At 28.3% G+C, this 22,144-nt stretch carries 22 protein-coding genes; 20 read left to right on the top strand and 2 right to left on the bottom strand.

The genetic code is table 11. From position 1 onward, the window contains the following. Positions 1-25 precede the first annotated feature (25 nt). The 19 genes from IC758_RS15690 (at position 26) to IC758_RS15600 (ending at position 19,392) form a co-directional block, all read left to right on the top strand. Entirely contained in the window at positions 26-1,369 is a 1,344-nt protein-coding gene (locus IC758_RS15690; protein WP_227434357.1) for a uracil-xanthine permease family protein, read from the top strand. Positions 1,370-1,394: 25 nt separating this feature from the next. Beyond that, complete coding sequence (locus IC758_RS15685; RefSeq protein WP_227434358.1) at positions 1,395-2,069, top strand: flavodoxin family protein; 675 nt, start codon at positions 1,395-1,397, stop codon at positions 2,067-2,069. A 230-nt stretch (positions 2,070-2,299) separates the two neighbouring features. Next, positions 2,300-3,589 (top strand): hemolysin family protein, encoded by a 1,290-nt coding sequence (locus tag IC758_RS15680; RefSeq protein WP_227434359.1) that lies wholly within the window; start codon positions 2,300-2,302, stop codon positions 3,587-3,589. 28 nt (positions 3,590-3,617) lie between these two features. Next, positions 3,618-4,298, top strand: coding sequence for an HAD family hydrolase (locus tag IC758_RS15675; protein ID WP_227434360.1), 681 nt, complete (start codon positions 3,618-3,620; stop codon positions 4,296-4,298). A gap of 101 nt (positions 4,299-4,399) precedes the next feature. Further along, positions 4,400-4,933, top strand: coding sequence for a putative ABC transporter permease (locus IC758_RS15670; protein WP_227434361.1), 534 nt, complete (start codon positions 4,400-4,402; stop codon positions 4,931-4,933). 195 nt (positions 4,934-5,128) lie between these two features. After that, complete coding sequence (locus tag IC758_RS15665; RefSeq protein WP_227835213.1) at positions 5,129-6,148, top strand: Gfo/Idh/MocA family protein; 1,020 nt, start codon at positions 5,129-5,131, stop codon at positions 6,146-6,148. Positions 6,149-6,184: 36 nt separating this feature from the next. After that, positions 6,185-7,156, top strand: a complete 972-nt coding sequence (locus IC758_RS15660; RefSeq protein ID WP_227434363.1) for a Gfo/Idh/MocA family protein — start codon at positions 6,185-6,187, stop codon at positions 7,154-7,156. 242 nt (positions 7,157-7,398) lie between these two features. After that, positions 7,399-8,589: a D-alanyl-lipoteichoic acid biosynthesis protein DltD gene (gene dltD / locus IC758_RS15655; RefSeq protein WP_227434364.1), complete on the top strand. Its 1,191-nt coding sequence runs from the start codon at positions 7,399-7,401 to the stop codon at positions 8,587-8,589. Next, entirely contained in the window at positions 8,555-8,695 is a 141-nt protein-coding gene (locus tag IC758_RS15650; protein WP_227434522.1) for a hypothetical protein, read from the top strand. The genes dltD and IC758_RS15650 overlap by 35 nt, the downstream gene beginning before the upstream one ends. Positions 8,696-8,709: 14 nt before the next feature. Next, positions 8,710-10,224, top strand: a complete 1,515-nt coding sequence (locus IC758_RS15645; protein WP_227830874.1) for a D-alanine--poly(phosphoribitol) ligase — start codon at positions 8,710-8,712, stop codon at positions 10,222-10,224. Further along, entirely contained in the window at positions 10,224-11,372 is a 1,149-nt protein-coding gene (gene dltB, locus IC758_RS15640) for a D-alanyl-lipoteichoic acid biosynthesis protein DltB (protein ID WP_227434366.1), read from the top strand. Before IC758_RS15645 ends, dltB begins: the two co-directional genes overlap by 1 nt. An 18-nt stretch (positions 11,373-11,390) precedes the next feature. Next, a complete protein-coding gene (gene dltC, locus IC758_RS15635) occupies positions 11,391-11,621 on the top strand; it encodes a D-alanine--poly(phosphoribitol) ligase subunit DltC (RefSeq protein WP_227434367.1) in 231 nt (76 codons plus the stop codon). Positions 11,622-11,929: 308 nt separating this feature from the next. After that, positions 11,930-12,715 carry a DeoR/GlpR family DNA-binding transcription regulator gene (locus IC758_RS15630; protein ID WP_227434368.1) on the top strand — a complete coding sequence of 262 codons (786 nt, stop codon included), beginning with the start codon at positions 11,930-11,932 and terminating at the stop codon, positions 12,713-12,715. 257 nt (positions 12,716-12,972) lie between these two features. Further along, complete coding sequence (phnW, locus tag IC758_RS21250) at positions 12,973-14,883, top strand: 2-aminoethylphosphonate--pyruvate transaminase (protein WP_227830873.1); 1,911 nt, start codon at positions 12,973-12,975, stop codon at positions 14,881-14,883. 255 nt (positions 14,884-15,138) lie between these two features. Then, positions 15,139-15,981, top strand: coding sequence for a hypothetical protein (locus IC758_RS15620; RefSeq protein WP_227851175.1), 843 nt, complete (start codon positions 15,139-15,141; stop codon positions 15,979-15,981). 39 nt (positions 15,982-16,020) lie between these two features. Beyond that, complete coding sequence (locus tag IC758_RS15615) at positions 16,021-16,791, top strand: polymer-forming cytoskeletal protein (protein ID WP_227482069.1); 771 nt, start codon at positions 16,021-16,023, stop codon at positions 16,789-16,791. A gap of 7 nt (positions 16,792-16,798) precedes the next feature. After that, positions 16,799-17,419, top strand: coding sequence for a YhbD family protein (locus IC758_RS15610; RefSeq protein ID WP_227434372.1), 621 nt, complete (start codon positions 16,799-16,801; stop codon positions 17,417-17,419). Between the two features lie 214 nt (positions 17,420-17,633). Next, positions 17,634-18,068: a MarR family winged helix-turn-helix transcriptional regulator gene (locus IC758_RS15605; RefSeq protein ID WP_227434373.1), complete on the top strand. Its 435-nt coding sequence runs from the start codon at positions 17,634-17,636 to the stop codon at positions 18,066-18,068. Then, a complete protein-coding gene (locus IC758_RS15600) occupies positions 18,061-19,392 on the top strand; it encodes an MATE family efflux transporter (RefSeq protein WP_227860576.1) in 1,332 nt (443 codons plus the stop codon). The genes IC758_RS15605 and IC758_RS15600 overlap by 8 nt, the downstream gene beginning before the upstream one ends. 395 nt (positions 19,393-19,787) lie before the next feature. Here IC758_RS15600 and rbr read toward each other — a convergent pair whose 3' ends face one another. Together rbr and IC758_RS15590 are read right to left on the bottom strand one after the other, a co-directional pair. Next, on the bottom strand, positions 19,788-20,375 hold the full coding sequence (gene rbr / locus IC758_RS15595; protein ID WP_227434375.1) for a rubrerythrin: 588 nt from the start codon (positions 20,373-20,375) through the stop codon (positions 19,788-19,790). A gap of 86 nt (positions 20,376-20,461) precedes the next feature. Then, positions 20,462-20,899, bottom strand: a complete 438-nt coding sequence (locus IC758_RS15590) for a MarR family winged helix-turn-helix transcriptional regulator (RefSeq protein ID WP_227434376.1) — start codon at positions 20,897-20,899, stop codon at positions 20,462-20,464. A gap of 120 nt (positions 20,900-21,019) precedes the next feature. Here IC758_RS15590 and IC758_RS15585 point away from each other — a divergent pair, with 120 nt between their 5' ends. Beyond that, on the top strand, positions 21,020-22,015 hold the full coding sequence (locus IC758_RS15585) for a YhdH/YhfP family quinone oxidoreductase (RefSeq protein ID WP_227482070.1): 996 nt from the start codon (positions 21,020-21,022) through the stop codon (positions 22,013-22,015). Positions 22,016-22,144: the final 129 nt, after the last annotated feature.

The following is a 22,144-nucleotide window of genomic DNA, read 5'->3' as shown; positions in this document are numbered from 1 at the left end:
TAAAATTTATGGGAGGATTTATTTTATGAAAGAGCACGATACATCAAAATTTCATCTAGAGGGGAAACCGCCTTTTAAGGAAGCTTTACCTTTAGGATTACAGCATTTTGTTTCAATGATAGCTGGTAATATGGTTCCAGCTATGCTTATATCGAATATAGTAGGGCTTGATAAACAGATGTCAACTATGCTTATGCAAGGTGCTATGTTGGTAGCTGGAATAGCAACTTTACTACAATTGTACTCAATACCACTATTTAAAGGGCATAGGCTTGGTTCAAAGCTTCCTGTAATAATGGGAACAAATTATGTGTTTTTAGGTGCATGTCTTTCAGTAGCTGGAAAATATGGGCTTAAAGCTCTTTTTGGAGCTCAAATTGGAGGGGCAATAGTAGTGTTTTTTATAGCCTTTGGAATTAAGAAGATAAGACATTTATTTACTCCAATTATAGCAGGTACAATGATTGCCTGTATGGGTATTAGTCTATTTCCAACCGCTGTAAAAAATTTAGCTGGGGGAGAAGGCTCAGCCACATTTGGAGAACCTATAAATTTCGCAATAGGACTTATAGTTGTTGTAGTCATAATTTTGCTTATGAAATTTGGCAAGGGTTTGGTTCAAGATGCTGCAATTTTAATAGGTATAATATTTGGTTATTTAGTATCACTTGCATTTGGATTGGTTGATTTTTCTGCAATTCAAGGGACATCAATACTTTCTTTTCCAAAGCCATTGGCATTTGGTCTAGAATTTAGACTTGATTTAATATTAATGTTTGCCATTTTATTTATGGTAGCTATAGCTGATATGATGGGAGCAGCAACAATTGCTACAATGGGAGCTATGAATAGAGAGGTTACAGATAAAGAATTAGAGTCTGCTACAATGGGAAATGCATTAACATCTATAATTGCATCTGTATTTAGTTCAATACCAACAGGAGTATTTGGTCAAAATGCTGCAATCGTAGCTATAAATAAAGTTACTAGTAGATTTGTATTGTCAATTACAGGAGTAGTATTAATTTTAGTTGGATTTTCGCCATTATTGGGTGCAATAATAACTACTATACCTTCATGCATAATAGGAGGGGTCGCTTTAATCGTATTTTCATCAATTGCTATGGCTGGTTATGATATGATAAGTCAATGTGGATTTACGTCAGATAACAATCTTATAGCAGGAGTTTCAATTACCTTAAGTATAGGTATAACTTCAGTTCCTCAGACTTTAGAAAAGTTTCCAGAGATTATTAGAACCTTAGTTGGAAATTCTTGTATAGTATCAGTATTTATTGTAGCAATGATAATTAAATATATATTATCAATAAAATCGAATAAGTCTAATGATATAAACATAGAGGCTTAAATTAAAATTTGTGGGAGGTATAGTTATGGCTAAGATACTAGGAATATGTGGAAGTCCAAGAAAAGGAGCAACTGAATATGCAATACTACAAGCTTTAGAGGAAGCTAAAGAAATACCAGGAATAGAAACTGACTTTTGGACTGTAAGAGGAAAAAATATAGGTCCATGTATACATTGTGATGCTTGTATGAGAAAAGCAGAAAAATGTACTATACAAGATGATATGGGCGAACTAGAGAAAAAATTGTTAGAAGCAGATGGATTTATAATAGGTTCTCCTGTTTATGATATGGGAATAACTGCTCAATTGACTGCTGTGTTAAATAGATTAAGACATATGTATTTAGTACATGGATGTAATTTGCAAAATAAAGTAGGAGCTGCTATAACTACTGGTGGAACTAGATATGGTGGACAAGAAATGGCCAGATTACCAATAATAAATTTCTTTTTAATGCATGAGGTATTGGTAACAGGAGGACTTATTGGAGGATACACTGGTGCTAGTATTTGGAGTAAAGATGCAAAAGAACAAGGTGCAAAAGATGATGAAGTAGGCATGAATACGATAAAAAGACTTGGGAGAGGTCTAGCAGAAGCTGTTAAAATATCTAAATATGGTCTTGAAAAATGGAATATTGAAAAAGAAGAATTAGGAATAACAAGTGAAACTGAAAAAAGTCCTGTAAAAGACCACTAAAATTTATATTGCCCATACGTAAAATTTAATTAGCCCCTCTTAATATATTATACAACCCATCATAAATATTAAGAGGGGTAATTTTGTATTTAAAATTATTTGTAATAAAATAAGATATATTAATAAATATGATAGAATATATATTATAAATTAAATTTTATAAATATAAGGGGGGAACTTTGAGTTCTTATAAATTTCTTATGTTATAAGATTATAAGGGCCAATATTTTATGCGGGAGTTATTAAATGTAACACTTATAATAGTACTTGTTTTAATAAATGCATTTTTTGTAGCTTGTGAATTTGCTATGGTAAAGCTTCGTAGTTCTAGGATAGATACTATGATAGCTGAAGGTAATAATAATGCTAAAAGGTGTAAAATAATAAAAGATAATCTAAATTCATATCTTTCTGCATGTCAACTTGGGATAACACTTTGTTCACTTGCACTAGGATGGATGGGAGAATCTACAGTTAAAGAGTTAATATTGCCAATAATAAGTATATTTAATCTTAGTGAAAGTGTTATATATACAATATCAATTTCTATTTCCTTTTTAATTATAACAATGGTAGAAGTTGTAATAGGGGAGCTTGTTCCTAAAGCCTTAGCACTTTATAATACAGAGAGAATAATGCTAAGTACATCTTTTTTGTTGATTGGATTTTATAAATTGACATATCCAATAATATACTTTTTTAATCTAAGCACTGATTTATTTCTTAAGCCATTTGGATATTCACAAGCAGATGAAGTTGATGAGCCACATACAGGTGATGAAATAAGATTATTAGTTGAAGAAAGCTATAAAAGTGGGCTTATAGATGAATCAGAGCAAAGATTAGTTGACAATATTTTTGAATTTGAAGAAAAGAAAATTAGAGAGATAATGGTACCTAGAACTGATATGATTTGTATATATGAAAGTGACTCGGAGGAAAAGATATTATCTATTTTGAGAGATGAAGGTGTTACTAGGTATCCAGTATGTAAGAAAAATAAAGATGATATATTAGGATTTGTACATATAAGAGATTTGTATAATCAAAAAATAAACAGAAATAAAATTGAACTAGGAGAAATACTTAGAGATATTATATATATATCAGAAAATTGTACTATAGATAAGGCTCTTGAGAAATTAAGAAAAGAAAAACTCCAACTTGCTATAGTGGTAGATGAATATGGTGGTACATCTGGTGTAGTAACAATTGAAGATATACTGGAAGAGATAGTAGGAGAAATTCAAGATGAATTTGATAAAGAAGAAACTCATATTAAGAAAATAGGAACAAGTTCTTACTTAGTTGATGGAACTGAATCAATCAATGATATCAATAAATACTTTGGGCTTGATATAGAACATGATGGATTTGATAGTATAGGTGGTTGGATATCCTATATGCTTGGTTCAAACATTAAAGTAAATCAAAGTGTAACTTTTGAAAATTACAATTTTACTATATTAGAATTGGATAAATTGAGGGTTGTAAAATTAATCATAAAAAGTGTAATATAATTATATCAAAAAATATTGGAGGAATTGTATGCAAAAAGTAGAAGGAATTATTTTTGATATGGATGGAGTTTTGTTTGATTCAGAGAGAATCTCTCTTGAATTTTGGATAGAGACATTTGAAAAGTATGGATATACTATGACTAAAGAAATATATACATCTGTTATGGGAAGGAATCGTAAAGGGATAATAGAAGGTCTTACTAAGATATATGATAGCTCTGTGCCAATATTAGATTTGTATGATGAGAAAACTAAAAATATGATTGAATTTATGGATAGAGAAGGAGCTCCTATCAAATTAGGAGTTAATGAATTAATATCTTTTTTAAAGAAAAATGGGTATAAAATGGCAGTTGCAACTTCTACAAAACGAGAAAGAGCAGTTAAAAGATTAGCCAAAGCAAATTTAAAAGAATACTTTGATGCTATAGTTTGTGGAGATGATGTTGTAAACTCTAAGCCAAATCCAGAAATATTCTTAAAGGCAGCCAAAAAGATAAATGTTAATCCAGAAAATTGCATTGTTATAGAGGATTCCCCTATGGGAGTAGAGGCTGCTTATAATGGGGGTATAAAATGTATAAATGTACCTGACTTAAAAGAGCCAGATGAACAAATTAAAGAACAATCACATAAGATACTTGAAAATTTATTGGAAGTTAGAGAATACCTAAAAAGTTTAGAATCTAAAGAATGTTGTAGCCTATAATATGAAATATTAAATCAAAGAATTTAAATTTAATTTCTTTGATTTAGAATAAATCCATGAATATGAGAAAAAATAATTATAAACAATTAGGAGGAATATTCATGGATAGTGTAGGTTCTCTATTATATTTTTTATTTAATTTTTTCTTGTATGGTTTTATAGGTTGGATAATTGAAAATTTATATAGTTATTTTACTCAAGGTCATTTTCAAGAAGATGGATTTTTGAATGGTCCGTTTAAACCAATGTATGCAATTGCAATGTCTATTATAATAGAGGTCTCAAGGTTTATTGACCCAAATAATATATTTGCATTGCTTTTACTATGTTTAGTAGTGCCAACAACAGTAGAGTACATCACAGGCATAATTATGAAGGTATATTTTAATAAGGTATATTGGGATTATTCAGACTATAAGTACAATAATAGAGGAATAATATGTTTAAAATTTTCTATGTACTGGACTATATTGACTTTTATTGGAGTAAGGTATCTTCAAGTGTATGTAGTTGATAATTTATATAGTTTAATAATACCTTATTGGCCAATTATAGCAACTGTATTATTGATAGCATTGTTTGTGGATGAAATTTTTACTATAAAATTCCTGAGAGGAAATAGAGATATAATATAACTTTAGAAGTATAAGGTAAGTTTAGATTGTAGTTAAAAGAAAGCTATGCTAAAATGGTGAAATCATTTAAAGTTGGCTTTCTTTTTTATTTGATGAAGTTAACATTCTAATAAGTTTCAAAAGTTTATATAGAGTATTATTTATTATATGGTATTACTTATTTAAAATAAATTATAAAGAATGAGGAGTGTTTGAATGGTGAGTAAAATAAGATTTTGTATTATTGGTACAAGTAATATATCAAAACTATTTTTAAGAGCTGCATCTAGGATTGAAGAGTTTGAACTAGTTGCTGTATATTCAAGAGATTTAGAAAAAGCTAAGGAATTTGGAAAGATGCATGGGGCAAGTCTGTTTTTTGACGATTTAGAAACCATGGCTAAATCAGATGGTATAGATGCTATATACATAGCTTCTCCAAACGCAATGCATTCAAAACAAGCTATTACCTGTCTAAAACACAAAAAACATGTGTTGTGTGAAAAATCATTAGCATCTAACTTAGAGGAAGTAAAATTAATGATAAAGGTTGCAAGAGACAATAATGTATTGCTTATGGAAGCTATGAGAATTACATGTGTTCCAAATTTTAAAGCAGTTAAAGAAAATTTACATAAGATAGGTAAAATAAGAAGATTTTTTGGAAGCTATTGTCAGTATTCTTCAAGATATGATAAATATAAAAATGGAATTATAGAAAATGCATTTAAAAAAGAACTGTCAAATGGTTCATTGATGGATATTGGAGTGTACTGCATACACCCTATGATAAATCTATTTGGTGCTCCAAAATGTGTGAAATCATTTTCTCATATGCTTCAAACTGGAGTAGATGGAGAAGGTTTGGCTATATTCCAATATGATGGTATGGATGCAGTAGTTCAGTATTCTAAAATAGCTGATTCTTACATACCATCTGAGATACAAGGAGAAAAGGGAAGTATAATAATTGAAAAACTTAATTTGTTTGAAAGGGTGGTTATTAGATATAAAGATGGAACTGAAGAAGATATATCTATTTTAAAGGAAAAAGAAGAAGAGAAACCTAGAGAAATAGAAGGAATATATCATGAACTTATTGAGTTTATAACTCTTATAAATAATAATAAAATAGAGTCTGGTATAAACTCACATGAAAATTCAAAGATAGTAATGGGAATTATGGATGAGATAAGAAGACAAGGAAAGATTGTCTATCCAGCTGACAGTCTGTAATTTATTTAAAAATATATAGGATATGAGGTGGTAAATATGGAGAATATAAATTGGGCTATATTGGGTCCTGGAACTATTGCATCAGAATTTGCACAAGCTATGAGTGAGGTGAATTGTAAAGTGTATGCTGTTGCTTCAAGAAGTCTTGAAAGAGCAAAAAACTTTGCAAATAAGTTTGATATAGAAAATGTGTATGATGATTATGATAAAATGCTAGAGAATAAGAATATAGATGTAGTGTATATATCTACTCCACATTGCAATCACTATGAATATATAATGAAAAGTCTAAAAAATGGTAAACATGTGTTGTGTGAAAAAGCTATAACAGTAAATGGAAGTCAACTAACTGATATTATAACTTTAGCTATTGAAAAGAACTTAATAGTAGCAGAGGCGATGACTATTTATTATATGCCTTTATATAAAAAATTAAAGGAGATAGTAGAGTCTGGAAGTTTGGGAAAAATTAAAATGATACAAGTATCCTTTGGAAGTTGCAAGGATTATGATGTTAATAATAGATTTTTTAGTCAAGATTTAGCTGGTGGGGCATTGCTTGATATTGGTACATATGCACTTTCATTTGCTAGGTACTTTATGTCATCTCAACCGAATGAAATTTTAACAACTGTTAAGAAATTTGAAACAGGTGTGGATGAACAATCTGGAATAATTTTAAAGAATTCTGAGAATGAGATGGCTGTAATATCATTAACTATGAGAGCTAAGATGCCAAAAAGAGGTATTCTTGCATGTGAATTAGGATTTATAACTGTAGAAAATTTCCCAAGAGCATCAAAAGCTACAATAATTTATACAGATGGTGGAAGAATTGAAACTCTAGAATATGGTGATACAGAAAAAGCTTTAAAGTATGAAATTGAATATGTCAATAATTGTATATTAAATAAAATAAAAGCCAATACTCTAGAATCATCTATAGATGTCATGAATTTAATGGATGAAATAAGAAAGCAATGGGGATTAAGATATACTTTTGAGTAAATTTAATTTTAAAATAAGTTAAATTATATACACAATTAAGTATTAAAATGTCAAATTATAAAAAGAAGAAAATCACTAAAAAGATTCCTTTTTCAGTGAATTTCTTCTTTTTTTTTACAAATTTGTAACAGAATAAAAAAAAGTTTTGGAGATTTTATTACAATTTTGTAGTTGAATATATACATTAAAACTAATATGATTAATAATAACATAAATTTGAATATTTTTAGAGGAGAGAAAATATGAGAAAATTGATATACTTTATTACACCATTTATAATAGGCGTAGTATTTTTATTTGGGTTAGACAAATTTCTTGATTCTAAAACTGATGAACTTTTGAGGGAGAAAAATCTACTTCCAATTATGGATGATACTTTAAGTGATATAAAGGATAAAGGTGTTACAGCAAATAATCATTTTTTGAGAGAAAAAGATATTATGATTTTGGGGTCATCAGAACTTAGTAATTCAACAAAACAACATCCAAAGTACTATTTTAATACAGATAGGAGCAAAAACAAAGTATTTGCAATTGGTAGAGCTTATACTCAGACATTACAAGATGCTGCAGTGTTAGGAAGTATGAATCCTAATATTGATAATAAGAAGGTTGTCTTGTTAATTTCTATGCAATGGTTTATGGAAAAAGATGGAGTCACAAGTCACCATTACCAGTCTAGGTTTTCACCAATACAATTTTATCGTTTTTTAGATAATCCAAAGATATCTAAACAAAATAAGATTGAATATATAAAAAAATCAAGTAAGCTTTTATGGGGTAGTGACGAATATAAGGCAGAAGCATTGTATGCCAAGCTATATGAACCTAAGACAGTGTATGAGAAAGCTGAGAAGGTGTTATTAGAGCCTTATTTTCAAGGGAGAAAATACTGTATAGAGCTTAAAGAAAAAGGGATACTTTATAAGAAATTAATTAGGCTAGATAAACACAAAAAAGAAGGAAGAAAAAAACCTATAAATTGGTCACATGAGAAAAAGAAAGCTATTGAAGATGCTAAGAAGAGAGTAGGTAACAATCCTCTAAACATTGACAAGTATTATTACAATGAGCATTTTAAAGATGGTCTAGAGCAATATAGAGGAAGAGATAAGGGCATAGACTTAGTAACATCTAAGGAATTTGAAAGTTATAAGCTTTTATTAAATGTATGCAAGGACTTAGATATTAAACCAGTTGTTGTACTAATTCCAAGTATGGGCAAATTCTATGATTTAACTGGTATCTCTGAGAAAGAAAGAAATCAGTTTTATGATAAGGCACAGAATATAGCAGAAAGTAAAGGCTTTGAAGTTATGAATCTTAAAGATAAAGGTAAAGAGAAATATTATTTAAGAGATGTAATGCATCTTGGAACGAAAGGATGGGTAGATGTCTGTGAGAGATTATTTAAAATATTTAAAGAGCAATAAAGAATTAGTAACTAGTATTTGTTTAACTATGATTATAATATTGGCAATAGGTGTTTTAACATTTACACCATTTAAAGAGTTGCCATTTATTTATAATGGATTTTAAAGGAGAATTTTTATATGAAAATTATTGAAGGAATAAAAAAATATTCAAATACAAATAGAATAGCATTGACATGTAATGGAGATAAACTTTCTTATAAAGATTTAAATGAGTATTCAGATGCTATATCAGTTTTTCTAAAAAATGTATACAAAGAAGAAGATACTCCTATAGTAATCTATGGTAATAAAGAAAATATGATAATGGCATGTATGATAGGAGCTTTAAAATCAGGTAGAGCATATGTTCCTCTTGATATTAGTTTTCCACTAGATAGAGTTTTTGAAGTTACTAAGGAAGTAAAACCAAAAGTATTATTTAACTTTAGTGATGAAAAAGACTTTGGAGATATCAATGTAATTGATAAGAATAAATTAAATGATATAATAAGTGAGTATAAAGGAAAGTCATTACATAAAGAAAACTGGGTAAAAGGTGACGAGAATGCATATATACTATTTACATCAGGTAGTACTGGAAAGCCAAAAGGGGTTCAAATAAGTTCAAATAACTTAGATAGTTTTGTAGATTGGATAAGTCCTTATTTAAATATAGATGGAAGTGAAAAAGTAATAATGAATCAAGCAGCATATTCTTTTGACCTTTCAGTGACAACAATATACCCTGGTCTTGTTCATGGAGCTACATTATTTTCAATATCAAAAGATGTACTAGCAGATTATAAAGAGCTATTCAAACAATTTGGCGAATCTAATATTGCAGTATGGGTATCAACACCTTCTTTTGCAGGTGTATGTGTAACAGAAAAAGAGTTTAATAGTAAGATGCTTCCTAAACTTGAATCCATGATATTTATAGGAGAAGCACTTTCAAAAAATCTTACTAAAGAACTTATGAGTAGATTTCCAAATACAAGAGTTATCAATGGATATGGACCAACTGAAGCTACTGTTGGCGTAAGTGTAAATGATATGACTCAAGAAGCTATAGATGATGAAAAGAGCCTTCCAGTTGGATATCCTATGCAAAATTGTAAAATAAAAATACTTGATGAAAATGGAAATGAACTGAAAGAAAATGAAAAAGGTGAGATTATAATAGTTGGACCATCAGTTTCAAAAGGTTACTTTAATAATAAAGAGAAGACTGAAGAAGTATTTTTCTATGATGAAATAGATAGTGTAAAGTGGCGAGCTTATAAAACTGGTGATATGGGATATCTCTTAGATGGAACTATATACTATTGTGGAAGAAAAGATTTTCAAATTAAGTTAAATGGATTTAGGATTGAAATAGAAGATATAGAAAATAATTTGAGAAAAGTTCATAATGTAAAAAACGCAGTAGTTTTACCAATATATAAGGATGAAAAAATTGCTTATTTAAAAGGTATTGTTGAGTTAAATGAGAAGAATGATTTAGGTAATATCAAAAATGGGATGATGATAAAAAAGGAACTAGGAAAGTATATACCTTCGTATATGATTCCAAGAAATATTGCAATAATTTCTGAGTTTCCAACAAATATCAATGGTAAAATAGACAGAAAGAAACTTATGGAGGAAATTTAATGATTTTTTCACAGTATGGAGATTATTTTTATCTTTACATATTATTATTAACATCAATACCAGCAGTGATTTTAGGTTTAATGGGTAAAAATATAAAGTATTATGGTATGTTGGCAAGTTTATTTATGATATTTTTGATTGTAGGAATAGATGTTCAGTTTAAATACTTGTTGATATTTATCATTTTAGAAGTAATAATAGTCAAAGGATACGAATATGTAAGAAGAAAAACTAAAAATAAATATATCTATTGGGGATTTTTGTCTGCATCAATGCTTCCGATAATAATTAATAAAATATCTCCAGTTACATCTTTTGGATTGATTGGATTTATTGGAATATCATACTTAAATTTCAGGGCTATACAAATGGTTATTGAAATTTATGATGGTGCTATAAAAGAAGTTAAGATTTCAGATATGCTTTATTTTATGTTGTTTTTTCCAACACTGAGTTCTGGTCCTATTGACAGGTCAAGACGATTTGAACAGGATTTAGAGAAGAAAATATCTAGAAAAGAGTATCTAGAAGAATACTTATTGCCTGGAATAAAAAACATTGTTATGGGAGTAGGTTATAAGTTTGTTATAGCATTTTTGATAAATACATATTGGGTGTCAATAATACCTAAAGATATGAGGTTTATAAACATTTTAAGTTATATGTATGCATATAGTTTATACCTGTTCTTTGATTTTGCAGGATACAGTTTATTTGCTATAGGTACAGGATATATATTTGGAATAAAAGTACCTATAAACTTTGATAAACCATTTATAAGTAAGGATATGAAAGAGTTTTGGACAAGATGGCATATAAGTCTTTCAAGATGGTTTGGAGATTATATTTTTTCAAGATTTGTTATGTCTTCAATGAGAAAGAAAAGATTTAAGAAAAGAACTACTGCTGCTCATGTAGCTCAGATGATAACAATGATAACAATGGGATTTTGGCATGGACTAACTTGGTTTTACATTGCTTATGGTGTGTATCAAGGCTTAGCACTTGTCTTAACTGATATATATCAGAGAAAATCTAAATTTTATAAGAAACATAAAAAAGAAAAATGGTTTGAGAGAGTTCAAATTTTCATTACATTCCATATTGTATGTTTTGGATTATTGATATTCTCAGGATATTTAGCTTAATTTTAAGGAGGCAAATTTATGCAGGAAACAGTTATAGAAATATTTGAAGATGTATTAGGAACTGATGAGATAAGAGATGATTTAGACCTTAACTTATTTGAAACAGAGCTTTTAGACTCATTAGCTATAATTGAAGTTTTACTTGAGATTGAAAATAGACTTGGAATAGAACTTCAACCAACTGATTTAGAAAGAAAAGACATGTCTACTGTAAATAATTTAGTAAAATTCTTAGAAACAAGAAAATAAATTAATAACTAAACGTTTAATTATTAATTTACATAATAAAAGATTATAAAGTCCATCTAATATTGATATTTGATGGATTTTTTTATTGTAAAGAGATATAACTTAGTTGTATAAATAATAAAATAGTGAAAAGTTCAAGGTATGAATGAAAGATTGCATGCTATATAAATTAATAGTAATATCTATTGTAAGATATACTATATTAAATTGAGTGAAATATCTTTTGTCATATATTAGAATTACTTTATGAGCTTAGATGTTAATTATAATCTTATAAAAGTAGAATACATATTTAGGAGGAGAACTTAATGTCTTTAAATTCAATAGATAGAAAAAAAGAAATATTAGAACTGTTAGATGCAAAAGGAAAGGTAAATACTAAAGAATTAGTAAAAAAACTAGAAGTATCATCGGAAACAATAAGAAGGTATTTGGAAGAATTAGAAAGTGAAAATAAGTTAAAAAAGGTTTATGGTGGTGCTGTAAAAATAAATTATGGAGTAATTGAGCCAGAACATATAAAAAGAAATAGCACTAATTTAGAAAAGAAACAAAGTATTGCTAAGTATGCAGCTAAATTTGTGAATGATAATGAATCAATTGTAATAGATGAAGGGACTACTAATTTACAAATTGTGGATTACATAGTTTCTATAAAAAATCTAAAGGTTATCACCAGTTCTTATCCTGTGCTATCAAAGTTGATTTCATATGAAAACCAAGGCGTATTTGATGGAGAAGTTATATTCATTGGTGGTAAAGTAAATTTAAAACATCAAAGAACAGCATGTCAGATGTCAATAGATGCTATGAAAAACTTATATGTAGATAAAGCATTTATATCTAGTGAAGGTATAATTGACAGCTTTGGAATTAGTAGCATAGACCAAAGTAAAGCTTTATTGTCAAAAGAGTATATAAGAAATTCAAAGGAAAGTTTTGTATTATGTGATAGTTCTAAGATAGGAATTGTAAGTATGTACAAGATAGCTGATTTGAATGAATTAGATTTTGTTATTTGTGATGCAGAACCTCCAAATGAATGGAGAGATAAATTAAATGAATCAAATATAACATGGATAGAAGCAAAATAGAAATGATAAATTTATAAAATTTAACCAATTCATAGATTTAACCTAGAAAGAAGATTACAAATTTTAATTTTTTGTATAGAGTTTTAATGTGATTTTTATATTGAAAACTAAAAACAAGTAAAAACAACTAAAAACATAGATTTAATATACATTTAACCTAAATATGATGTATAATTAACATGAAAAAGTTATACTTTAAAAGTAAAAACAATTAAAAACACAAAAATTCTAAATGAGAATCTATGGAGGTTATAAATATGAAAAAGTTATATGGAGAAAAAATAAAGGCAGTAGTATTTGACTGGGCTGGAACAACAGTAGATTATGGATGTTTTGCACCTCTTAATGTATTTATAGAGATATTTAAAAGAAGAGGTATAGATGTAACAATGGAAGAAGCAAGAAAACCTATGGGAAAATTAAAAATAGATCATATAAGAGAAATGTGCGAAATGGATAGAATAAAAAATATTTGGGCAGAGAATTTTGGAGGATTTCCAACAGAGGAAGATGTAAACAAACTTTATGCTGAATTTGAACCTATGTTATTTGAAACTCTAGAAGAGTATACAACTCCAATTCCTCATGTTGTTGAAACTATTGAGAGATTAAGACAAAATGGATTAAAAATAGGTTCTACAACAGGTTATACAAGAGAAATGATGAATATAGTTGAACCAAATGCAGCTAAAAAGGGATATTCACCAGATTTTCTTGTAACTCCATCAGAAGTATCTCAAGGAAGACCATATCCTTGGATGTGTTATAAAAACGCTGAAGCTTTGGGAGTATCTCCAATGAGTGCTATGGTAAAAGTTGGAGATACATTAAGTGATGTAAAAGAAGGTGTAAATGCTGGAATGTGGAGTGTTGCTGTAATAAAAGGTTCAAGTGAATTAGGACTTACACAAGAAGAAGTAGAAAATATGGATAAAGAAGAATTAAAAGTTAAGATGGAAGCAGTTTCAAAGAAATTTAAAGAAGCAGGAGCACATTTTGTTATAGAAACTATGGCTGAATTAGAAGATGTTTTAGTAAAAATAGAAAATGAAACAATTAAGTCAGATTTTGTACCAGAAAATGATTACATATTACTTACACCAGGACCATTATCTACTACTAAATCAGTAAGAGCATCTATGTTAAAAGATTGGTGTACATGGGATGTTGAATATAATGATTTGGTACAAGATGTTAGAAGAAGACTAGTATCTTTAGCTACAAAAAATACAGAAAAATACACAAGTGTATTAATGCAAGGTAGTGGTACTTTCTCAGTGGAAGCTACAATAGGAAGCACTATTCCAAAGAATGGTAAACTTCTTGTAATTGCAAATGGAGCATATGGGAAGAGAATGAAGGACATATGCAGTTATTTAAATATAGAATATGTTGACTGTACATTTAGTGATGTAGAAGCAGTTGACTTAAACAGAGTGGAAAATTTATTGAAAGAAAATAAAGATATTACACATATATCAATGGTTCATTGTGAAACTACTACAGGTAGATTAAATCCTATACAAGATATAGGTAAGATTGCAAAAAAATATAATAAAGTTTATATAGTTGATGCAATGAGTAGTTTTGGTGGAATTAAAATTGATGTTGAAGACTTTAATATAGATTTTTTAGTGAGTAGCTCTAATAAATGTATACAAGGAGTACCAGGATTTGGTTTTATAATAGCTAACAGAGAAGAATTAGCTAAATGCAAAGGAATTGCTAAATCTTTATCTCTTGATGTATACGCTCAATGGGAAACTATGGAGAATAATAATGGTAAATGGAGATTTACTTCTCCTACACATGTTGTAAGAGCTTTTTATCAAGCATTACTAGAGCTAGAGGAAGAAGGTTCTGTTGAAAAAAGATATGCTAGATATAAAGAAAATCAATTTACAATATCTTCGAGATTAAAATCTCTAGGGTTTGATACATTGGTGAATGATGATGCTCAATCACCTGTAATAACAACTTTCCTATATCCTAAGAATGCAAAATTTGAATTTATGGAATTCTACACTTATCTAAAAGAAAATGGATTTGTTATTTATCCAGGTAAATTGACTGATGTAGATACATTCAGAATAGGAAGTATAGGAGAAGTTTATCCAAAAGATATGGATAGATTAGCTGAGGTAATCGAGAAATTTATCAACATGTAGATTATAGAAGTTCATTGATAGATTATAAAGTTTAGAGACAAGTATATGTAAATAGTTAAATAATAGAGGAGTATTTTATTTGAATTGGAAATCTAAGAAAGATTCATAGCTCATATAAAATATTTCCTCTATTATTTTTTTGGCTATCTTTAAAGGAGCATTGTTTTATTCATCGAGATTATTATACTTGACAACGTAACAATGTTTTGTTATATTATATTCAAGAACAAAATAAGTTATTGAAAGGAAATCATTATGGATGGAGAATTACGTTCGCTAAATTTTAATGGAATGGGAAAATGTAAAGGTGGAATTTTTGATGAAGTTAATATAGCAGGTACAGGAAAAATAGATGGAAATATAAAATGTAATAAATTTGATTCTTCAGGTTCAGCAAAAGTGATTGGAACAACGGAATGTAATGAATTTTTTACAGCAGGATTGAGTAAAATTGAAGGAAATATATTGGCATCACAAGTGACAATATTTGGACTTCTTAAGTGTACTGGAGACATAAACTCAAGTAAAGTTAAGTCTGGAGGAATTATCAATGTTGGAGGAAACTTAAAGTCAGATATTATTAGCGGAGAAGGATGTCTAAAAATCAATAAAAGCATAGAATGCGAAAGTGTTGACTTAAGTGGAATTTTGGATTGTAATGGATTTTTAAATTGTGAAGAACTTAAGATAAGTTTGCATGGAACTTCTAATCTAAACGAAGTTGGTGCATGTAGTGTAAATATAAAAAAGGGACATGGCGATTATTGTAAAAGCTTTTATAGAGCTGAAAAAAAGAGTGGAGATTTTGAAAAGGCATCTTCTAATCTTAGAAATCTAGGTCTACTGTCAGTTAAAAAATATACAGAAAGTAGATTATTAGCAAATGTTATAGAAGCAGATGAAATCAGTTTAGAAAATAGTGAAGTTAAAATTGTAAGAGGTAAAAATATTAACATAGGCAAAGGTTGTTATATAGAGAGTTTGGAGTACAGTGAAAACATAGATATTGATGAAAGTTCAATAGTTGTTGAAATAAAGAATGTAAATGGAAAAGTAAGTCTAAATAATGAAAAAGTAAATCTAAATAAAGATAAGTAATATTTAGGCTTAAAATAAAATTTAAAATGAGGTAATGATATGGAAAATGGAACTATAAAAATACTTGGAGAAGGATTTATCAATAGTGGAGAATATGAAAGTATAAAAATTATGGGAAGTGCTAGGTCAAAAGGAAATATAAAATGTAATGAAGTAAATGTATTTGGAAATGTAAAGTTTGATGGAGACATTAGTATAAAAAACTTTGTAGTAAATGGAAAAGCTACTATAAAAGGGAGTCTTAAAGCTGAACGTGTAAGGGTTAATGGGCAACTTAGTATAGATGGAGATGCAGAAATAGATGACTTGATTATAACTGCTCAACAGAAAATTAATGGAAATTTAAAGTGTAATAATGTTACAGTAAAAGGTCAATTAATTGTAAGTGAAAGTATTTATGCACAGGATATAAAAGTTTATGGTGAAATGAGAAATAAAGAAAATATAGAATGTGAAGATATAAAGGTTCATGGAGCAATAAAATGTGATGGTCTTTTAAATGGAGAAAACATATATATCTATTCAGGAGGAGGTTCTTATTGTAAGGAGATAGGAGCAACTAATATAGAAATAGGTAGAAGTAAAGATATTTTTACATTTGGGATTAAATTTATTAACATTTTTTCAGGCAAATTTAAATGTAATTTGATAGAGGGAGATTCTATTGAATTAGAAGATGTTTCAATAAAGGATATACGAGGAAAAAGCATATCCTTAGTAAGCAATTGTGATGTTGAAAATATTGAATACAGTGACAAGTTGTTAGTTTCAGATAATTCGAGTGTAAAAAATAGTACAAAGGTGGGCTAGAAAAATTATGGAAGAATTGATATCTAAGAAAGATTTATTAAGCAAAACTAATATATCTTATGGGCAGCTATATAGATGGAAAAGAAAAAATATAATACCAGAAGAATGGTTTATAAAAAAATCAGCTTTTACAGGTCAAGAGACGTTTTTTCCAAGAGATAAAATACTAGAAAGAATAGAGTTAATACTATCTATGAAAGAAGATACATCTCTTGATGATATTGCAAACATGTTTACAAAAAAAGATACCAATAAAGAGTTTGACATTGACTTTATTTTGGAGAAAGAAGCTATATGTAATTACACAAAAGAAATATTTCAAAATTTATATAAAAAAGAACAGAGTATAGGCAAAAAGGAATTGCTTATATTGAGTATAATAGAGAAATTTTTAGTTAAATCCACAATAACATTTGAAGAATTAAAATTAATAGTAAATATAATAGAAGAAAATTTTAAATCAATATACAATGAAAATGGAAGAATTTATTTGTTTAGGAAGTTTGGTGTTCCATTTGTAATAGGATGCTTGGATTATAAACAAGTAAAATTTGAAAAGGATGTAGTTAAAATTGTTGAAATTGACTTAATGAAAGAAATAAATGATATAAGTATTAAGTTATCATAGTAGATTATTGTAGATTACTTATTATGTAGGAGAAGAGTTAGGATTTAAGTATGTGGAAAACGCACACTAATGCAAAAGTGTGCGTTTTTATTTTTCTATAAATTTTCTTAAATACTACATTTTTTTGAGAGTTTAAATATCCTATTGACTATAGTACTAATTAGTACTATACTAAAATAGTACTGATTAGTACTTTTATATTGGGAGGGATATTATGGAAATTCGTGAACAAATTAAACTTGTAAATGCTGTTTTAAGTGGAACTTTAGATTTATACAGGGTATGGGCTAAAAAACATGATTTAAATTATAATGCATTAGTTATCTTATATACTTTAGATGAGTATAAGGTATGTACGCAAAAGCAAATTTGTGAGTGGTGGGCTTTACCTAAACAGACAGTACATGGGATTTTGATGGAATTTGAAAAGAAGGGATACATTACTATTTCATCTAATTCTGAAAATAAAAGAGAGCGTCTGGTTTCTTTTACAAAGAGTGGAAAACAATTTACTGATTCAATATTAGAACCACTTCATAGCATGGAAGAAAAGGCTATTGAAAAATTAGGAGATGAAAAATGGAATCAACTTATTGCTTGTAATACTGCATACTATGAATTGTTAAAGGAGGAAATTAAAAATGGATAATGTATTAGCTAAAAAATTTACATTTACTTCTTTACTATCTTTTGCAATTCCTAATGTTATTATGATGATTAGTTTATCTATGTACATTATTGTTGATGGTATGTTTATTTCTCGTTTGCTTGGTACAATAGCATTATCATCTACGAATATGGTATATCCAGCTATCAGTTTTGAAATGGCTGTAGCAATCATGGTTGCAACAGGTGGAAGTGCTATAGTTGCTAGAAAGATGGGGGAAGGAAAACAAGAGGAAGCAAGAAAAAATTTGAGTTTCTTAATCATTGTAGAAATATTTATTGGTATTTTTATTGCTATTATTGGAAACTTGTTTATTGATGAAATTATTTTGTTTTTAGGTGCAAGTTCAATACAAGCTCCTTTGTGTATTACTTATGCTAAAATACTTTTTAGCTTTGCACCTGCATTTTTTCTTCAAACAGCATTTCAGACTTTTCTGGTTACTTCTGGTAAACCAACACTTGGTCTGATTGTTACGTTGTTAGCTGGAGTTGTGAATATTGTGCTGGATTATATCTTTATGGTTCCATTGAATATGGGTATTGCTGGTGCAGCGATTGCAACTGGATTAGGTTATTGTATTCCTGCAATTGTAGGTTTAGCCTATTTCTTTTTTGCAAGAAATAATCCTCTGCACTTTGTAAAACCAGAACTAAATTGGAATGTGCTTTTTCGTTCTTGTACAAATGGGTCATCGGAAATGGTAACAAACTTAGCAAATGCTGTAACAACATTTATGTTTAACTATACTTTTTTGCAATATTATGGTGAAAATGGTGTTGCTTCTATAACAATTATCCTGTATTTCCAATACATCTTTACAGCTATTTATTTTGGCTATTCCAATGGAATAGCTCCAATTATCAGTTTTAAATATGGACATGGTGATAAAAAGCAACTACAAGATATATTTAAGAACAGTATATTATTTTTGATTATTAGTTCAATAGTATCGAATATTTTAATTCATTTGACTATAACAAAGTCATTGACTATTTTTACTTCAATTAACAGTGATGTTTACAATATTACACTTTATGGTTTTTCCTTCTATTCTCTAGCTTTTGTGATTATGGGATTTGGTATTTTTTCTTCTGCAATGTTTACAGCATTTTCTGATGGGAAAACATCAGCTATTATATCCTTTTCTAGAACGTTTATTTTTATTTTAGGTGCTATTCTTATTCTTCCAAATATATTTGGAGAAATAGGAGTTTGGATAGCTGTCCCTGTTGCAGAATTTTTAGGATTATTTATTTCTCTTTTATTTTTGATTAGAAAAAAACATTATGGCTATTGTAAATAAAACCTTAATTAAGGTCAATCCTATTACTCATACTACAACAGATAAGAATGTAAAAAGCAAGTTGTAAAATAAGATAGAAGTATACCCCAACAATACGAAACATATTGTTACAATATGTGGTGTAGGATATAAATTCAATGACAAATTGAAACAGCAAAAGGAGAAGTGCCATTTTTAATAATTGCACTTCTCTTTATTTTTATTGTATCAAAGTCTTTGATAAATATTAAATAAGTGGTAAAATTAGTTCTCAAGTTTTTTTATACTTTTAGAATACTGTATTTAATGGATAATATCATTTTTATAATATAATTTCATATTAGAATAATCTAATATTTATAAAACTAGATAGTATCAATATAATAAATTGCTTAAATACAGTAGATTATTTTTACTTATTCAAATAATGAATTTTTAAAGTCCAAGAAATATCCTTGTGGATGAAGACAAACAGGGCAAGCTTTTGGAGCTTCTTTACCAATATGAATATGTCCACAGTTTGTACATATCCATTGGATATCTTCATTTCTTCTAAATAAAGTACCTTCTTCTAAATCAGTAGCATATCTACCAAATCTATCACCATGAACTTTTTCTATTTCAGCTATATTTTCAAATAATTTAGCTATAGCTTCAAAACCTTCTTCACGTGCTGTTTTTCCAAAGTTTTTATATACATCATCCCACTCTTGAAGCTCATTATGTTGTGCAGCTTTAAGATGTTGAGCTGTTTTATCATATAAATCTACAGGATATGCTCCTGATATACTTATATTTTCTCCAGCAAATTCTTTTAATTTAGTAAAAAATTGTTTTGCATGTGACTTTTCTTGGTCAGCAGTATAATTAAATAAAGATTCTATTATATATAATCCTTCTTTTTTTGCTACAGATGCAGAAATATTATATCTATTTCTAGCCTGGCTTTCACCTGCAAAAGCTCTCAATAAATTTTCTTTAGTTTTACTGTCTTTTAAATTCATATTATACCTCTCTATTAACAATAAATTTTTACAATATTTGATTCTTTTTATTTATTATTCCAAAACTAGATATAATTATGCTCAATTTAGTCAGCATTTTTGAAATTATTATTGATTTTTTTTAAAATTCTAAGAAATTCTTGCTTTTCCTTTTCTGTGATATTACAGTAGGCTGTTTCTTTAACTTGTGATGAAATACTATTGAATGTATCCTCTATTAGCATTGCTTTCTTTGTAAGTTTTATATATGTAATACGTTTGTCATTGTCACTCTTTTGTCTTTCTATATATCCTAGACTTATAAGTTTATTAACTAATACTGTAACAGTAGATTTGTCTTTTCCTATTTTAGTTGCAATTTCTTTCATTGTAAGTATTCCATTATTTTCATAAAGTGCAGTGAGTATATTTCCATGTGTAGGCAACAATTCATTTAAACCGTTTTTATTGAGTTTATTTTCAATGAATTTAAGCATATTAGCTTTTGTCTTACTTATAAAATGTATGATATATTTATCTTCCATAAATTAATCTCCAATCTTTAAATTATTTGAGGTACTTTGAAATAAAAAGTAGTTTGACATAAAACTATTTTTCAACTATAATTAGTTTAACATAAAACTAAATGTATTGGGAGGAAATTTATGAGTAAAAATTTTAAATCACTATATATTACAGAAGAAGAGGGACGTTTTAAGAGAAATATAATCGAAAGAGATATAGATGAACTACCAGAAGGAGATGTTCTGATAAAAGTAAAATATTCTTCACTAAATTATAAGGATGCACTTTCAGCAAATGGAAATAAGGGTGTAACTAGAAAATATCCTCATACTCCAGGAATAGATGCATCTGGTGTAGTAGAATTTAGTAGTTGTGATGATTTTAAAGTTGGAGATGAAGTTTTGGTAACAGGTTATGATTTAGGAATGAACACCTCTGGAGGATTTTCAGAATATATAAGAGTTCCTTCTAATTGGGTTGTCAAACTTCCAACTAATCTTTCTCTAAAAGAAGCAATGGATTATGGTACAGCAGGATTTACAGCAGCTTTATCTGTATATAAATTTGTAAATACTGTAGACAAAGATATGGGAGATGTACTAGTTACTGGTGGTACTGGAGGAGTTGCTGTGATTGCAACTAAAATATTAGTTAAATTGGGATATTCAGTTGCAGTTTCAACAGGAAAATTGGAAGAACAAAAAGACACATTATTAAAACTAGGTGTTAAAGATGTTATACATAGATCAGAAGTAGATGATAATTCAGGGAGACCTCTACTTAGACCAAGATGGGCTGGAGTAATAGATACAGTAGGAGGAAATACTTTATCAACAGCAATAAAGACAACTAATTATTGTGGAGCAGTTACAACATGTGGTAATGCAGGTGGAATTGATTTTACAAGTTCAGTATATCCATTTATATTAAAAGGTGTTACTTTATATGGTATAGATTCTGTAGATTGTCCAATGAATTTGAGATTAAAAATATGGGACTTATTGTCAAATGAATGGAAGCTAGAAGATTTAGATGACATGGTAACTGTAGTATCATTAAATGAATTGAGTAAAAGCATAGATTCAATAATAGAAGGAAAGCATGTAGGAAGAACAGTAGTTGATTTAGGATTGTAGTGAAGGTTAGGTTTATAGTTAAGTTAACTGATTCTGAATATATAATTGGTTCTTAATATATAGTTAAGTAAGTTTTAATGTAAAACTATAACATCAAATCATAAAATAAAAAATGAGATACCTTAAAAT

Source organism: Clostridioides sp. ES-W-0016-02, assembly GCF_020641035.1.
In the GTDB taxonomy this organism is placed as follows: Bacteria; Bacillota; Clostridia; order Peptostreptococcales; family Peptostreptococcaceae; genus Clostridioides.
The sequence above is the reverse complement of the archived record's forward strand: the minus strand, read 5'-3'. Positions and strand labels throughout refer to the sequence as shown.

Excerpts from the sequence above, each read along its gene's own strand:
- IC758_RS15690 (WP_227434357.1), top strand. The coding sequence starts at position 26 with ATGAAAGAGCACGATACATCAAAATTTCATCTAGAGGGGAAACCGCCT.
- IC758_RS15685 (WP_227434358.1), top strand. The coding sequence starts at position 1,395 with ATGGCTAAGATACTAGGAATATGTGGAAGTCCAAGAAAAGGAGCAACT.
- IC758_RS15680 (WP_227434359.1), top strand. The coding sequence starts at position 2,300 with ATGCGGGAGTTATTAAATGTAACACTTATAATAGTACTTGTTTTAATA.
- IC758_RS15675 (WP_227434360.1), top strand. The coding sequence starts at position 3,618 with ATGCAAAAAGTAGAAGGAATTATTTTTGATATGGATGGAGTTTTGTTT.
- IC758_RS15670 (WP_227434361.1), top strand. The coding sequence starts at position 4,400 with ATGGATAGTGTAGGTTCTCTATTATATTTTTTATTTAATTTTTTCTTG.
- IC758_RS15665 (WP_227835213.1), top strand. The coding sequence starts at position 5,129 with ATGGTGAGTAAAATAAGATTTTGTATTATTGGTACAAGTAATATATCA.
- IC758_RS15660 (WP_227434363.1), top strand. The coding sequence starts at position 6,185 with ATGGAGAATATAAATTGGGCTATATTGGGTCCTGGAACTATTGCATCA.
- dltD (WP_227434364.1), top strand. The coding sequence starts at position 7,399 with ATGAGAAAATTGATATACTTTATTACACCATTTATAATAGGCGTAGTA.
- IC758_RS15645 (WP_227830874.1), top strand. The coding sequence starts at position 8,710 with ATGAAAATTATTGAAGGAATAAAAAAATATTCAAATACAAATAGAATA.
- dltB (WP_227434366.1), top strand. The coding sequence starts at position 10,224 with ATGATTTTTTCACAGTATGGAGATTATTTTTATCTTTACATATTATTA.
- dltC (WP_227434367.1), top strand. The coding sequence starts at position 11,391 with ATGCAGGAAACAGTTATAGAAATATTTGAAGATGTATTAGGAACTGAT.
- IC758_RS15630 (WP_227434368.1), top strand. The coding sequence starts at position 11,930 with ATGTCTTTAAATTCAATAGATAGAAAAAAAGAAATATTAGAACTGTTA.
- phnW (WP_227830873.1), top strand. The coding sequence starts at position 12,973 with ATGAAAAAGTTATATGGAGAAAAAATAAAGGCAGTAGTATTTGACTGG.
- IC758_RS15620 (WP_227851175.1), top strand. The coding sequence starts at position 15,139 with ATGGATGGAGAATTACGTTCGCTAAATTTTAATGGAATGGGAAAATGT.
- IC758_RS15615 (WP_227482069.1), top strand. The coding sequence starts at position 16,021 with ATGGAAAATGGAACTATAAAAATACTTGGAGAAGGATTTATCAATAGT.
- IC758_RS15610 (WP_227434372.1), top strand. The coding sequence starts at position 16,799 with ATGGAAGAATTGATATCTAAGAAAGATTTATTAAGCAAAACTAATATA.
- IC758_RS15605 (WP_227434373.1), top strand. The coding sequence starts at position 17,634 with ATGGAAATTCGTGAACAAATTAAACTTGTAAATGCTGTTTTAAGTGGA.
- IC758_RS15600 (WP_227860576.1), top strand. The coding sequence starts at position 18,061 with ATGGATAATGTATTAGCTAAAAAATTTACATTTACTTCTTTACTATCT.
- rbr (WP_227434375.1), bottom strand. The coding sequence starts at position 20,375 with ATGAATTTAAAAGACAGTAAAACTAAAGAAAATTTATTGAGAGCTTTT.
- IC758_RS15590 (WP_227434376.1), bottom strand. The coding sequence starts at position 20,899 with ATGGAAGATAAATATATCATACATTTTATAAGTAAGACAAAAGCTAAT.
- IC758_RS15585 (WP_227482070.1), top strand. The coding sequence starts at position 21,020 with ATGAGTAAAAATTTTAAATCACTATATATTACAGAAGAAGAGGGACGT.